Here is an 11,800-nt window from a genome sequence, read left to right as displayed (position 1 = left end):
CCTCAATACGGAGCGTCGACGGGGCCCATGCCCACATAGACGGATTTCACCTGCGTGTAATGCTCGACCGCCGCCCGCGAATTTTCGCGCCCCACACCCGAAGATTTCACCCCACCAAAGGGGCCTTCCACGGGGGTCAGGTTATAGGCATTGATCCAGCAGGTTCCGGCCTGAAGCTGCGCGACCACGCGATGACCGCGCGCCAGATCGGCGGTGAACACCCCGGCGGCGAGGCCAAATTCCGTGTCATTGGCACGGGTTATGACCTCTTCTTCATTATCGAAATCAAGAATGGCCATGACCGGGCCGAACACCTCTTCCCGCGCCAGCGTCATATCGTCGGTCACATCGGCAAAGGCAGTGGGCTGAACGTAGAAGCCGGTATTCAGCGCGGCACGGTCGCCACCGCAGATCAGCCGGGCGCCTTCAGCCTGTGCAATTTGCATATAGCCCAGAACTTTTTGCAACTGCGCCTCCGACACCAGCGGGCCAAGCTGGGTTTCGGGGTCCAGCGGATCACCAAGGCGGATCGCAGCGGTTCGCTCGGCCAGGCGGCTCAGGAAACGCTCCTTGATGCCCTTCTGCACGAAGACGCGGGTGCCGTTGGAACAGATCTGCCCGGTGGAATAGAAGTTCCCCAGCATGGCCGCGCCAATGGCGCTTTCGACATCGGCATCGTCAAAGACGATCAGCGGCGACTTGCCGCCCAGCTCCATCGTCACATGACGGATACCTTCAGCGGCAGCGGCATAAACCTTGCGCCCGGTCGGCACCGACCCCGTGAGCGAAACCTTCGCCACGCGCGGATCGGTGACCAGCGCACCGCCCACGGTTCCCCGCCCCTGCACCACATTGAACAGCCCGGCAGGCAGTCCGGCCTCCACCAGAATTTCGGCCAGTTTCAGCGCACCAAGCGGCGTCACCTCGGACGGTTTGAAGATCATCGCATTGCCAAGGCTCAGCGCGGGGGCGGCCTTCCAGCAGGCGATCTGGCTCGGGTAATTCCAGGCACCGATCCCGACGCAGACGCCCAGCGGCTCGCGGATCGTATAGACGAAATCGCCCCCCAGCGGCATGGTTTCGCCGGTCACCGTCGGCGCCAGCCCCGCAAAATATTCCAGCGCATCGGCGCCCGAAGGCCAGTCGGCCACCTTGGTTTCCTGCACCGGCTTGCCGGTATCCAGCGTCTCCAGCACGGAGAGTTCGTCATTGCGGGCGCGGATCAGATCCACGGCGCGGCGCAAGATGCGGGCGCGTTCCACCGGACGGGTGGCCCCCCAGGCCTTCTGCGCCGCCGCTGCCCCGGCAAGCGTCGCCTCGATCACCGCAGGCGTCGCCTCGTGCAGCACGGCGATCACCTCGCCCGTCGCCGGATAGATCACCTCAATCGCCGCTCCGGCAGTATCCTCGACATAGTCACCATTGACGAAATGGCTGGCCTTCGGCTGTGCCCGCATGGTCATCCCCTTCATTTATTTGCGTTTCCCAAGTTCCGAGGCCATGAATTCCATCACCGTGGCCACGGCCGAGGCCGAATCCGGCGGCCCCTCTTTCAAAGCCTCGCGCAGGTAGACGCCGTCGATCAGCGCCCCCAGCGCATCGGCCGCGCGATCCGCCCGCAGACCGACCAGCGGACGCAGACAACTGAGCAGATTCGACCGCAGCCGCCGCTGATAGACCGACAGCAGCCGCCGCGCCTCGGGCACGGTCTGCGCCAGAACATAGAAGTTCAGCCAGGCCCCCACCGCCTCGCGCCGGAAGTTACCGGGGCTGAAACTCGCACGCAGAATCGCCTGCAACCGCGCCTCCGGCCCGTCCACCGCCGCCAGCGCGCCGCGCACCTCGGCCCCGTAAAGCGACAGGATGTGTCGCATCGCGGCAAGGAAGATATCTTCCTTGGACCCGAAGTAATGATGCGCCAGCGCAGAGGACATGCCTGCCCGCTTGGCGATCTGGCTGACCGTCACATCCAGCGACCCGGCACGGCCCAGTTCCACGATGGTCGCTTTGACCAGCGCGGCCTTTCGGATAGGTTCCATCCCAAGCTTCGGCACGGCATTTCCCCAAAAAAGACTTGCCAAACCGAGCTAGCGTGTTTTTTATTGATCCGTCAATCAACAAAAAACACGGCCAACGCCAGACCCAGGGAGTCGACATGACCAAAGTGAAATCCGCCCTTCTGGCCACCACGGTGGCCTTTGCCTTTGCAGGCACCGCCCATGCCGAAGGCTGCGACAAGGTGATCTTCTCGGATGTCGGCTGGACCGACATCACCGCGACCACCGCCGCCACCAGTGTCGTGCTGGAGGCTTTGGGTTATGAAACCGAAACCAAGCTGCTGTCGGTGCCGGTGACCTACACCGGCCTTGCCGGTGGCGATGTGGATGTGTTCCTCGGCAACTGGATGCCGACGATGGAGGCCGACATCGCCCCCTACCGCGAGGCGGGCACCGTGGAGACCGTGCGCACCAACCTTGAGGGCGCCAAATACACGCTGGCCACCAACGAGGCCGGTGCCGCGCTGGGGATCAAGGATTTCGCCGATATCGTCGCGCAGAAAGATGCGCTGGAAGGCAAGATCTACGGGATCGAGCCGGGCAATGACGGCAACCGCCTGATCCTCGACATGATCGAGAAGGATGCCTTCGGCCTGAAGGGCTTCGAAGTCATCGAAAGCTCGGAGCAAGGGATGCTGGCCGAAGTCGCCCGCACCACGGGCGAGCAGAAGCCGATCATCTTCCTCGGCTGGGAACCCCACCCGATGAATGCCAATTTCAAGATGACCTATCTGACCGGCGGCGATGATTTCTTCGGCCCGAATCTTGGCGGCGCCACCGTGGCGACCAACGTCCGCAAGGGCTATGTCGCGGAATGCCCGAATACCGGCAAGCTGCTGCAAAACCTCGTCTTCTCGCTGCCGATGGAGAACGAGATCATGGGTGCGATCCTGGATGATGGTGCCGATCCGAAGACCGCCGCCTCGGCCTGGCTGAAGGCCAATCCCGATACGCTGGGCCCCTGGCTGGACGGCGTGACCACAAAGGACGGCGGCGACGCCATGGCCGCGGTGAAATCGGCGCTGGGTCTTTAAGGCTTCCCTGAACCGCCCTCCCCTGTCCCACCGGCGGGGGAGGGTTTTCGCATGCGCCCCGCAGGAAGGAAACGCGCCGGATGCTCGACTGGCTGACCGACAACAAGCTGCCGCTGGGCAAGCTGTCGAAAATTGCCTTCGAATGGATGAAAGTGAACCTGAAGCCCCTGTTCGACGTGATGGGGACGGTGATGGATCGGCTGATCGACGCGATCCTCTGGGTTCTGCAAAGCCCGCCGCCGCTGGTGGTGATCGCGGCGTTTCTTGCGCTGACATGGTATCTGCAAAGATCGTGGAAGGTGGTGCTGTTCGTGGCGCTGGCTTTCGCCTTCATCCTCAATCAAGGCTACTGGAAACCCACGACCGAAAGCCTGACACTGGTGCTGTCATCCTGTGTGGTCTGCATGGGGCTGGGGGTGCCCATCGGTATCTGGGCCGCGCACAGGCCCAAGGTCTATGCCGCACTGACCCCGGTGCTGGACCTGATGCAGACGCTGCCGACCTTCGTTTACCTGATCCCCGCCATCGTGTTCTTCGGCATCGGCATGGTGCCCGGCCTGATCGCCACGGTGATCTTCGTGCTGCCCGCGCCGATCCGCATGACGCAGCTGGGAATTTCCTCGACCCCCATGCCGCTGCTGGAGGCCGCAACCGCCTTTGGCGCCACCAAACGGCAGGTGCTGTGGAAGGTAGAACTGCCTTATGCCCTGCCGCAGATCATGGTCGGGCTGAACCAGACCATCATGCTGTCGCTGTCGATGGTGGTGATCGCCGCGCTGGTGGGGGCGAACGGGCTGGGCGTGCCGGTGGTGCGGGCGCTGAACTCGGTCAATACCGCGCTCGGGTTTGAAAGCGGCCTCGTCATCGTCGTCGTGGCCATCATGCTGGACCGCATGCTGAGGGTGACGCGCAAATGACCGCAGTTGAATTCGACCGGGTGTCCATCGTCTTCGGCGATGATCCGCAAAGCGCGCTGCCGCTGATGGACCAGGGCAAGAGCCGGGCCGAGGTGCAGCAGGCCACCGGGCAGGTGCTTGGCGTGCATGACTGTTCGCTGAGCGTGGCCGAAGGCGAGATCCTCGTGCTGATGGGCCTGTCCGGCTCGGGCAAATCCACGCTGCTGCGCGGGGTGAATGCCCTGAACCCGGTGGTGCGTGGCGAGGTGCGGGTCTCGGATGGCGACCGCATGGTCAGTGTCACCAGGGCCGATGCCGATACGCTGCGCCGCCTGCGCCTGTCGCGCATCGCCATGGTGTTCCAGCAGTTCGGCCTCTTGCCATGGCGGTCGGTGCGGGAAAACGTGGGGCTGGGGCTGGAGCTTGCGGGCATCCCGGTCGAGGCCCGCCGTCAGCCGGTGGACGAACAGCTTGAACTGGTGAACCTGACGCAATGGGCCGACCGCAAGGTGGGCGAGTTGTCAGGCGGGATGCAGCAGCGCGTTGGTCTGGCCCGCGCCTTTGTCACCCGTGCGCCGATCCTGTTGATGGACGAGCCCTTCTCGGCGCTGGACCCGCTGATCCGCACCAAGTTGCAGGACGAATTGCTGGATCTGCAACAGCGGCTGAAGCGCACCATCGTCTTTGTCAGTCACGATCTGGATGAGGCGTTCAAGATCGGCAACCGCATCGCCCTGATGGAGGGCGGCCGCATCGTGCAATGCGGCACCGCGCGCGAGATCATCGCCAATCCGGTCAGCGAATATGTCGCTGATTTCGTGGCGCATATGAACCCTCTGAGCGTGCTGACCGCGCGCGATGTGATGCGGGCGGGGCCTGCCTCTGCCAGTCATGCGGTGGAGGCGGAGACCCCGGTGAAAGCGGTGATGGAGATGATCCGTGACGGCGCCACCGCGATTGCTGTGACCGAGGGAGGGAGCACCATCGGCAGCATCGCCGCCGCCGATGTGATGGCGCGGCTGGTCAATCCGCGCGGCGCCTGAGCCGGAGCGTGAGGCAAAAGGGGGGCGTTCAGCCCCCCCTTTTTCTGTTTCAGCTTTCTGCGTCGGCAGCCTTCTTGCCTGCGGCCTTCTTCGGCCTGGCTTCGGCTTTGGCCTTCGTTGCCTTGGGTTTTGCCTCTGCCTTCGGCTTTGCCGCCGCTTTGGGCTTGGCCGCCTTCTTGGCCCCGCCCTTCTTGCCCGCCTTTTCCGCGATCAGCGCCAGCGCCTCGTCAAAAGTAATGGCCTCCGGCTCCATGCCCTTGGGCAGGGTCGCATTGACCTTCTCCCATTTCACATAAGGACCGTAGCGCCCCGGCATCACAGCGATGACGCCGCCGTCCGGGTGCTCGCCCAACTCCTTCAGCGGCTGGGCCGGCGCGCTCGCCCCCCGCCCGCGGGAGGCTTTGAGCGCCAGCACTTCGACCGCACGGTTCATGCCGATGGTAAAGACCTCGTCCACCTCGGGCAGGTTGGCATAGGTGCTGTTATGCTTCACATAGGGGCCGAAGCGGCCGATCCCGGCCTCGACCAGCGCGCCATCCTCGGGGTGCGGGCCGATGGGACGCGGCAGGTTCAGAAGCATCAGTGCGCGTTCCAGATCAATGCTTTCCGGCGACCAGCCCTTGGGCAGGCTGGCGCGCGGCGGCTTGGGATTGGCCTCGTCCGCATCGCCCTTCTGCACATAGGGGCCAAAGCGCCCGGCGCGCAGGGTGATCGGCTGGCCGTCCTCGTCCTGCCCCAGCACCTTGCCGTCCGGGGTGATCGCACCCGAATCGTCGCCCACCGAAATCGGCCGCGTATAGCGGCATTCCGGGTAATTGCCGCAGCCGATGAAGGCCCCGCCAGACCGCGCCGTCTTCAGATGCAGCCGTCCCGAACCGCAGACCGGGCAGGATCGCGGATCGCCGCCATCGGCCCGCGCCGGGTAAAGATGCGGCGCGAGGAAATCATCGAGCCGCTCCAGCACCTCGCCGATGCGCAGATCAGCGGTTTCCGCCACGGCGGCCGAGAAATCGCGCCAGAACCGCGCCAGCACTTCCTTGTAGTCGCGCTCGCCCGCCGACACATCGTCCAGCTCGCCCTCAAGCTCGGCGGTGAAATCATACTCAACATAGCGGCGGAAGAAGTTGGTCAGGAAGGCCGTAACCAGCCGCCCCTTGTCTTCGGGGATCAGGCGGTTCTTGTCCTTCCGCACATATTCGCGGTCCTGGATGGTCGAGATGATCGAAGCATAGGTCGAGGGCCGGCCGATGCCGAGTTCCTCCATCCGCTTGACCAGTGTCGCCTCGGTGTAGCGCGCCGGCGGCTGGGTGAAGTGCTGCATGCCCTTCACCGCCTCTGTCTTGCCCAGCATCATGTTTTGCGCCCGACGGATGTCGCCGCCGACCGGCGCCGGTTCGCCTTCGGCAAAAACCGCCTTGGCGAAATCGGCGCGATAGGCACCGGCAGCGGGTTTCACCGTCTCGCCCTGCATGATCTGCGGCAGGCGGCCCTCGTCATCGCCATCCTCGTCACGGCCTTCGTCATAGACCTTGAGGAAACCGTCGAACATCACCACCTGCCCGTTGGCGCGCAGCGTGACCTGGCCGTCGGGGCTGGTCACATCCACCGCTGTCCGCTCCAGCCGTGCTGCCGCCATCTGGCTGGCGATCGTACGCTTCCAGATCAGGTCATAAAGTTTGCGCTGGTCCGCCTCGGTCAAACGCAGCTTTTCGGGCGCCGCCGACATATCGGTCGGGCGGATACATTCGTGGGCTTCCTGCGCGTTCTTGGCCTTGTTTTTATACATGCGCGGGCTGTCCGGCACATATTCGGCGCCGAAGCGATCCTTGATCTCGGCCCGCGCCGCCATCACCGCCTCGGGTGCCATGTCGATGCCGTCCGTCCGCATATAGGTGATATGCCCGGCTTCATAGAGCCGCTGCGCCGCTGACATCGTGGCCTTGGCGCCCATGCCGAACTTGCGGCTGGCCTCCTGTTGCAGGGTCGAGGTCATGAAGGGCGGAAAGGGGTTGCGGCTGGCGGGTTTCGATTCCACCGCCGCCACGCGCAACTCGCGCGATTGCACCGCCTGCACCGCCAGTTCGGCCGCTTCGGCGGTCGGGATGTCGAACTTGTCGAGCTTCCTGCCGCCCAGCACGGTCAGCTTCGCCTCGAAGCTCTGGCCGCGCGGCGTGTCGAGCATGGCAACCACGCTCCAGTATTCGCGGGCGCGGAAGGCCTCGATCTCCATTTCCCGTTCGACAATCAGCCGCAGACAGACCGACTGCACCCGCCCCGCCGATTTCGCACCCGGCAGCTTGCGCCACAACACCGGCGAGAGCGTGAAGCCCACCAGATAATCAAGCGCGCGTCGGGCCAGATAGGCATCGACCAGCGCGGCATCCACCTCGCGCGGGTTCTTCATCGCTTCGGTCACGGCGGCCTTGGTGATGGCGTTGAAGGTGACGCGGCTGACCTTCTTGCCCTTCTTCAGGCTGGAGGCCAGCGCCTCTTTCAGGTGCCACGAAATCGCCTCGCCCTCGCGGTCAGGGTCGGTGGCGAGGATCAGTTCGTCATCGGTTTTCAGCGCCTCGGCGATGGCCCGGACATGCTTCTTGCTGTCCGAGGCGACCTCCCATTTCATGTCGAAATCATGCTCGGGATCGACCGAACCATCCTTCGGCGGCAGGTCACGGACATGGCCATAGGAGGCCAGCACCGTATAGTCGGAGCCAAGATATTTGTTGATTGTCTTGGCCTTGGCCGGTGACTCGACGACGACGACTGCCATGAAAACCTCTTGCGCCCTGCCCATCGGGGGCGCCGAAACATGTGTATGACCGGGCACCCATGTCAAGGCAGGGCCGTGTCGTCAAGCCCGCAATCGGGTTTGACGGAAGCGTGAAGACCGCGCAATCTGCGCCGGATTTCCCTTTGATCCGGTTGATTTCGATGCGCCTTGCCCTGGTTCTGAGCCTCTGCCTCGCCCTGCCCCATCCCGCCGCCGCCTGGACCGAACCCGCCCGCGGCACCGCCAACCGACGCGCCATGATGGATGCGATGCGCCCCCTGGCCGAGATGAACCTCGGTGCGCCGGTGGAGTTCGTTGTCCACACGCTGCGCGTCGACGGCCGCGCGGGATTCGCCATGGTCAGTGCCCAGCGGCCGGGCGGCGGCGAGATCGACATGGCACAGACCCCGATGATACGGCAGCAGGGGCTGGACCCGGAATTCATGGATGGTGCCAACATGCAGGCGCTTCTGTGGAAATCCGGCCAAAGCTGGACCGTGGCCCATTGGGCCATCGGGGCCACAGATGCCTGGTGGGCCGATCCGGCGCTGTGCCCGCAATGGGCCGCGGTCACGCCCGAGGTCTGCTGATCCCGCCTCACGCCCGGCAGATCAGACCGCCGGGCTGGCGCAGTACCCGCCCCTCCAGTTCCAGCGTCAGAAGCTGCGGTGCGACCTCATGCGCGGGCACCGCCAGATCGCGGATCAGCTGATCCTCGGCCACCGGGCTGGGCGACAGCCGGTCAAGGATCTTGCGATGCAGCGCCGCAATCTCGGCCAGCGGTCGGCGGGCGGGCACCGGGCCGGGAAGCACCCCGTCAGGCAATGCGGCATGGGCGCGCGCGGCGGGCGCGGGCACCTGGCCAAGTGCTTCGATCACATCCTCAGCCGAGCGCACCAAGGTTGCCCCTTCCCGGATCAGCTGGTTGCAACCCGCCGCGCGGGCGTCGAAGGGATGGCCCGGCACCGCCAGCACCTCGCGCCCCTGATCCGCCGCCTCTTTCGCAGTGATCAGTGAGCCGGAGCGCGCCGCCGCCTCCACCACCACCACCGCGCGGGCAAGGCCCGAGACGATGCGGTTGCGCAGCGGGAAATGCCGTGCCTGCGGTTCCGTGCCCATGGGCTGTTCCGACAGCAGAGCCCCTTCTGCCGCGATCCGGGCCGCAAGACCGCCGTTTTCCACCGGATAGATCACGTCAACCCCACCCGCCATCACCGCCACGGTGCCAGTGCCCAGCGCAGCGGAATGCGCCTCGCCATCAATGCCGCGCGCAAGGCCCGATACGACGACAAACCCCGCCTCGCCCAGTGCCCCGGCCAGCCGCCGCGCCATGCGGATACCCAGGCTGGAGGCATTGCGGGCCCCCACCAGCGCCACCATGGGCCGGGCCAGCAGCGCCGCATCGCCGCGCAGCCACAGAACCGGCGGCGCATCCGGCAGGCCCGCCAGATGTTCGGGGTATGCCGCCTCGCCCCGACAAACCATACGCGCCCCGGCAGCCCGTGCCGCACGCATCTCATGCAAAGCCACCTCCACCGGGCAGGCCGCGTAATCATTCACCCCCGCCGCGCGCGCCACATCGGGCAGCGCCGCAAGCGCCGCCTGCGCGGTACCGTGTTCCGCCAGCAGCCGGTGAAACGTCACCGGCCCGACCCTGCGGGAGCGAATGAGGCGCAGCCAGGACAGCCGTTCCTGTTCCGTGAAGGGGTGGGTGGGGTGTGGGGTGTCACAGTCCGGTCCGGGCGCCATGATTCCGCTCCTCATTCGCAGGGCCAGACTGGCCCGGAAAGGGTTAACCAGCGGTAAACACCAACTGCCGCTTGCGACAATTCACAGGCCGCGCTACGGCAATCGGATGAGCACCGATCTGACCGAGGATTCGCAGCGATACGTGGCGCGCGGCGTGGCACATGTCACGCTGCCGAAAGTCATCGAGCCGGTGCATGTCACCTTCGTTCTGGCCCCGCGCTTCACCATGCTGGCCTTCACCTCGGCCATCGAGCCATTGCGGGTGGCGAATCAGCTCACCGGGCAGATCCTGTTCCGCTGGCAGACCTTCTCGGAAGACGGTCAGCCGGTGCGCTGCTCCAACGGCGTGCCGGTGATGCCCGACGGGCCGCTGAGCGCCGCGCAGCCGCAGGGCCATGTGCTGATCTGCGGTGGCGTGCAGCCCGAGGTCACGATGGGCGCGACGCTGGGTGACTGGGTGCGCAACCAGTGGCGGCGTGGCCGCACGGTGGGCGGGCTGTGCACCGGCGCCTATGCTCTGGCGCGGGCGGGTATCCTGAAGGGGCGACGTTTCACTCTGCATTGGGAAAACCTGAGCGGCTTTTCCGAAACCTTCCCCGATCTGACCCCGGCGCGGCAGGTGTTCTGTCTTGACGACCGGATCGTGACCTGCGCGGGCGGCGTTGCTGCCGCCGACCTGATGCTGAAACTGATCCATGACCATTACGGTGCCGAACTGAGCCAGGAGGTCATGAACATGTGCCTGCTGACCCAGCGGCGCGACGAGGCGGACGAGCAGGTCACCTCGCTGGCGGCGCGGCTGGGCACGCGGAACGAAAAGCTCATCAAGGCCGTGGCCTTCCTTGAGGCGCGGATCGAGGAGGAATTTGATCTGGACGCCTGTGCCGATCACCTTGGCGTATCGCGGCGCCAGATCGAACGTCTGTTCAATCGTTATCTCGGCGTCACCCCGGTGCGCTACATGAATGACCTGCGGCTGCAACACGGCCGCGCCCTTCTGGCCGAAACCGACCTTAGCGTAACCGAAGTGGCCGTCGCCTGCGGCTACGCCTCCAGCAGCCATTTCTCGAAAAGTTTCCGCAAGAAATACGGCGTCTCGCCCTATCGCTTCTCACATTTCCGGGCCTGACGCCGGTCAGAACTGCCGGATGAGGCGGAAGCCGGCCATATACCTGCGATATGATTCGATGGCACCGCCACGCGCCGCAGGACGGGCGTAATCCATGCCATCCGTGAAGGCGCCGCCGCGTTCGACCCGATTGCATTCTTGCTGTGACAGCGCATTTGCCAAATAGGCACTGTCTCTGGCAAGGCCGAGGTGCCCGCCCTCAGTCCAGCAGGAGAGTGTCCTTTCACTGACATTGCCTGACATGTGGCGCAGGCCCCAGCCGTTTGCAGCATCCAGTGCATCCACTTCGACCGGCGTGTCCCGCCAGGCGAACATCGGAACAGCATTGCCGCGCATCCTGTCCTCGCCCTCGCCATTGAAATTCGCCTGATCCGAGGTCAGCTCGTCCCCCTGGGCAAAGCGGGTTTCGGTGCCCGCACGGGCGGCATATTCCCATTCCGCTTCAGTCGGCAGACGATAAACCTTCGCCCCGACCAGCGTATTCAGCCACCGCACATACTCCTGCATGTCGAGGTAAGAGATATTGATGACCGGATGCTTCGGGCCAAGCGGGATGTCGCGGCTGAGTGTCGGAGTCACATGTTTCGGCACGCGGGTGCAGGCACCGGCGTCCACGCATGCCATCCATTCGGCATGGGTGACCTCGTTACGGCCCATGGCGAAGGGAATGTCCATCTCGACCCGATGGCGCGGATGTTCGCCGGGGATGAAGGGTTCCTTGCCGGGGGGAAGCAGGCGGAAGGTCGCATTCGGGCGGAACATGTCAATCGGGTTACGAGAATCGCCGGGCTTTGCCCCCATCATAAAACTGCCGGACGGCATGACGATCATTTCGGGACAGGCATCACATTCGCGGAACATGTCCAGCGGCGCGAGGCTTCGACCATCGGTCAGAAGATAGCTTTGCTGCCCCTGCCCCGCAGCCGGCAGGCAAGACACCCAGAGACCCAGCGTGATGCACCACAATCCAGACCTGAAACCCATCGCCCCAACCCGTCATTCCGAAATCCGTTCGGGGCAGTATCCTTGTGCCTCCCCGGATCACAAGACCTGCCGAATCCCATTGCCTGCGGCTGGGATATTTGATCAAATGCGGCGCAACTCCCCTTAGGGCAGATGAGG

10 protein-coding genes are annotated in these 11,800 nt (G+C 64.8%); 5 read left to right on the top strand and 5 right to left on the bottom strand.

Translation table 11 applies throughout. From position 1 onward, the window contains the following. Positions 1–2 precede the first annotated feature (2 nt). Both betB and betI read right to left on the bottom strand, forming a co-directional pair. Entirely contained in the window at positions 3–1,457 is a 1,455-nt protein-coding gene (gene betB, locus IE126_RS05160) for a betaine-aldehyde dehydrogenase (RefSeq protein WP_189380376.1), read from the bottom strand. Positions 1,458–1,472: 15 nt separating this feature from the next. Next, complete coding sequence (gene betI, locus IE126_RS05155; RefSeq protein WP_189380375.1) at positions 1,473–2,039, bottom strand: choline-binding transcriptional repressor BetI; 567 nt, start codon at positions 2,037–2,039, stop codon at positions 1,473–1,475. Positions 2,040–2,155: 116 nt separating this feature from the next. Here betI and IE126_RS05150 point away from each other — a divergent pair, with 116 nt between their 5' ends. The 3 genes from IE126_RS05150 to choV all read left to right on the top strand — a co-directional run bounded on the left by IE126_RS05150 (position 2,156) and on the right by choV (position 5,030). Then, entirely contained in the window at positions 2,156–3,091 is a 936-nt protein-coding gene (locus IE126_RS05150) for a choline ABC transporter substrate-binding protein (RefSeq protein ID WP_189380374.1), read from the top strand. 80 nt (positions 3,092–3,171) lie between these two features. After that, positions 3,172–4,008 carry a choline ABC transporter permease subunit gene (choW, locus tag IE126_RS05145; protein ID WP_054304519.1) on the top strand — a complete coding sequence of 279 codons (837 nt, stop codon included), beginning with the start codon at positions 3,172–3,174 and terminating at the stop codon, positions 4,006–4,008. After that, positions 4,005–5,030 (top strand): choline ABC transporter ATP-binding protein, encoded by a 1,026-nt coding sequence (gene choV, locus IE126_RS05140; protein WP_108127333.1) that lies wholly within the window; start codon positions 4,005–4,007, stop codon positions 5,028–5,030. The genes choW and choV overlap by 4 nt, the downstream gene beginning before the upstream one ends. 49 nt (positions 5,031–5,079) lie before the next feature. On the opposite strand, the gene topA is transcribed toward choV, so the two are convergent. Continuing rightward, positions 5,080–7,800 carry a type I DNA topoisomerase gene (gene topA / locus IE126_RS05135; protein ID WP_189380373.1) on the bottom strand — a complete coding sequence of 907 codons (2,721 nt, stop codon included), beginning with the start codon at positions 7,798–7,800 and terminating at the stop codon, positions 5,080–5,082. A 161-nt stretch (positions 7,801–7,961) separates the two neighbouring features. On the opposite strand from topA, the gene IE126_RS05130 reads away from it, so the two are divergent. Continuing rightward, a complete protein-coding gene (locus IE126_RS05130; protein ID WP_189380372.1) occupies positions 7,962–8,390 on the top strand; it encodes a hypothetical protein in 429 nt (142 codons plus the stop codon). Positions 8,391–8,397: 7 nt separating this feature from the next. Here IE126_RS05130 and dprA read toward each other — a convergent pair whose 3' ends face one another. Then, the gene (gene dprA / locus IE126_RS05125; RefSeq protein ID WP_054304523.1) at positions 8,398–9,549 is read right to left on the bottom strand and encodes a DNA-processing protein DprA; all 1,152 of its coding nucleotides are present in this window, start codon (positions 9,547–9,549) and stop codon (positions 8,398–8,400) included. Positions 9,550–9,655: 106 nt separating this feature from the next. Between dprA and IE126_RS05120 the strand changes: the two genes are divergently transcribed. Then, on the top strand, positions 9,656–10,678 hold the full coding sequence (locus IE126_RS05120; RefSeq protein WP_189380371.1) for a GlxA family transcriptional regulator: 1,023 nt from the start codon (positions 9,656–9,658) through the stop codon (positions 10,676–10,678). A gap of 6 nt (positions 10,679–10,684) precedes the next feature. Here IE126_RS05120 and IE126_RS05115 read toward each other — a convergent pair whose 3' ends face one another. Further along, positions 10,685–11,662, bottom strand: coding sequence for a formylglycine-generating enzyme family protein (locus IE126_RS05115; protein WP_189380370.1), 978 nt, complete (start codon positions 11,660–11,662; stop codon positions 10,685–10,687). Between the last annotated feature and the right edge of the window lie 138 nt (positions 11,663–11,800).

The sequence above is a fragment of the Gemmobacter nanjingensis genome, assembly GCF_014652195.1.
Lineage (GTDB): Bacteria > Pseudomonadota > Alphaproteobacteria > Rhodobacterales > Rhodobacteraceae > Gemmobacter > Gemmobacter caeni.
Note: the sequence above shows the minus strand (reverse complement) of the source record. Positions and strands in the feature narration are given on the sequence as shown.

Bases quoted from the DNA above. Each gene is read 5' to 3' on its own strand.
- betB (WP_189380376.1), bottom strand. From the start codon at position 1,457: ATGCGGGCACAGCCGAAGGCCAGCCATTTCGTCAATGGTGACTATGTC.
- betI (WP_189380375.1), bottom strand. From the start codon at position 2,039: ATGGAACCTATCCGAAAGGCCGCGCTGGTCAAAGCGACCATCGTGGAA.
- IE126_RS05150 (WP_189380374.1), top strand. From the start codon at position 2,156: ATGACCAAAGTGAAATCCGCCCTTCTGGCCACCACGGTGGCCTTTGCC.
- choW (WP_054304519.1), top strand. From the start codon at position 3,172: ATGCTCGACTGGCTGACCGACAACAAGCTGCCGCTGGGCAAGCTGTCG.
- choV (WP_108127333.1), top strand. From the start codon at position 4,005: ATGACCGCAGTTGAATTCGACCGGGTGTCCATCGTCTTCGGCGATGAT.
- topA (WP_189380373.1), bottom strand. From the start codon at position 7,800: ATGGCAGTCGTCGTCGTCGAGTCACCGGCCAAGGCCAAGACAATCAAC.
- IE126_RS05130 (WP_189380372.1), top strand. From the start codon at position 7,962: ATGCGCCTTGCCCTGGTTCTGAGCCTCTGCCTCGCCCTGCCCCATCCC.
- dprA (WP_054304523.1), bottom strand. From the start codon at position 9,549: ATGGCGCCCGGACCGGACTGTGACACCCCACACCCCACCCACCCCTTC.
- IE126_RS05120 (WP_189380371.1), top strand. From the start codon at position 9,656: ATGAGCACCGATCTGACCGAGGATTCGCAGCGATACGTGGCGCGCGGC.
- IE126_RS05115 (WP_189380370.1), bottom strand. From the start codon at position 11,662: ATGGGTTTCAGGTCTGGATTGTGGTGCATCACGCTGGGTCTCTGGGTG.